The sequence below is a fragment of the Streptomyces sp. A0958 genome, from assembly GCF_004795035.1.
Classification (GTDB): domain Bacteria; phylum Actinomycetota; class Actinomycetes; order Streptomycetales; family Streptomycetaceae; genus Streptomyces.
Map to the genome: position 1 here is coordinate 1 of NZ_SSBK01000085.1, position 1,820 is coordinate 1,820.

The following is a 1,820-nucleotide window of genomic DNA, read 5'->3' on the forward strand; positions in this document are numbered from 1 at the left end:
GGAGAGCCGGCGTGAGCTTGAGGATCGTTGTCTGTGTGAAGTACGTGCCCGACGCGACCGGTGACCGGCATTTCGCCGATGACCTGACGTTGGATCGTGAGGATGTCGACGGTCTGCTGTCGGAGCTGGACGAGTACGCGGTCGAGCAGGCGTTGCAGATCGCGGACGCGGCGGACGATGCGGAGGTCACCGTGTTGACGGTGGGTCCGGAGGATGCCAAGGACGCGTTGCGCAAGGCGTTGTCGATGGGTGCGGACAGGGCGGTTCACGTCGAGGACGACGATCTGCACGGTACGGACGTGATGGGTACGTCGCTGGTGCTGGCGAAGGCCGTCGAGGAGACGGGTTACGACCTGGTGATCTCGGGGATGGCGTCGACGGACGGGACGATGGGTGTGGTTCCGGCGCTGCTCGCGGAGCGGCTGGGTGTGCCGCAGGTGACGTTGCTGTCGCAGGTGTCGGTCGAGGGTGGTGTCGTGCGGGGCCGGCGTGATGGTGACAGCGCGTCGGAGGAGCTGGAGGCGTCGTTGCCGGCGGTGGTGTCGGTGACCGACCAGTCCGGTGAGGCCCGTTACCCGTCGTTCAAGGGGATCATGGCGGCGAAGAAGAAGCCGGTGAAGTCCCTGGACCTGGACGACCTGGGTGTCGATGCGGACGAGGTGGGTCTGGCGGGTTCCTGGACCGCGGTCGATTCCGCGACCGAGCGTCCGGCCCGCACCGCGGGCACGATCGTCAAGGACGAGGGCGAGGGCGGCAAGCGGCTGGCCGAGTTCCTTGCGGGCCAGAAGTTCATCTGAGCCCCGGCTGTTCCCTCACCGCCCCCCGCCTACCTCGTACACGCAGGAGATTGAAGTCCCATGGCTGAAGTTCTCGTCTATGTCGACCACGTGGACGGTGCCGTCCGCAAGCCCACCCTGGAGCTGCTGACGCTGGCCCGCCGCATCGGTGAGCCCGTCGCCGTCGCCCTGGGCAACGGTGCCGCGGACACCGCCGCCACGCTTGCCGAGTACGGCGCGGCCAGGGTGCTGACCGCCGATGCCCCCGAGTTCGCCGACTATCTCGTCGTGCCGAAGGTCGACGCGCTCCAGGCCGCCTGTGACGCGGTGTCCCCGGCCGCCGTGCTGCTGCCCTCCTCCGCGGAGGCCAAGGAGATCGCGGCCCGTCTCGCGGTCCGGATCGGGTCGGGCCTGATCACCGACGCCGTCGACCTGGAAGCCGGCGATCAGGGCCCGGTTGCCACGCAGTCCGCGTTCGCCGCCTCGTACACCACCAAGTCCCGTGTCTCCAAGGGTGTTCCGGTCGTCACGGTCAAGCCGAACTCCGCCCCGGCCGAGGCGGCTGCGGCCGCCGGTGCCGTCGAGGCCCTGGCGGTCTCCTTCTCGGAGCAGGCCACCGGCACCAAGGTCCTCTCCCGCACCCCGCGTGAGTCGACGGGGCGTCCGGAGCTGACGGAGGCCGCGATCGTGGTCTCGGGCGGCCGGGGCGTCAACGGTGCGGAGAACTTCGCGGTCATCGAGGCGCTCGCGGACTCGCTGGGTGCGGCCGTCGGCGCCTCGCGTGCGGCGGTGGACGCGGGCTGGTACCCGCACACCAACCAGGTCGGTCAGACGGGTAAGTCGGTCTCGCCGCAGCTGTACATCGCCTCGGGCATCTCCGGTGCGATCCAGCACCGGGCGGGGATGCAGACCTCGAAGACGATCGTCGCGGTCAACAAGGACCCGGAGGCCCCGATCTTCGACCTCGTGGACTACGGCGTCGTCGGCGACCTCTTCGACGTCGTCCCGCAGCTGACCGAGGAGATCAACACCCGCAAGGGCTGA

At 69.3% G+C, this 1,820-nt stretch carries 2 protein-coding genes; both read left to right on the forward strand.

The features are described 5' to 3' along the window. Positions 1-11 precede the first annotated feature (11 nt). A complete protein-coding gene (locus E6P78_RS32395) occupies positions 12-797 on the forward strand; it encodes an electron transfer flavoprotein subunit beta/FixA family protein (protein WP_136207188.1) in 786 nt (261 codons plus the stop codon). Between the two features lie 60 nt (positions 798-857). Next, positions 858-1,820 (forward strand): electron transfer flavoprotein subunit alpha/FixB family protein, encoded by a 963-nt coding sequence (locus tag E6P78_RS32400; RefSeq protein WP_136207189.1) that lies wholly within the window; start codon positions 858-860, stop codon positions 1,818-1,820.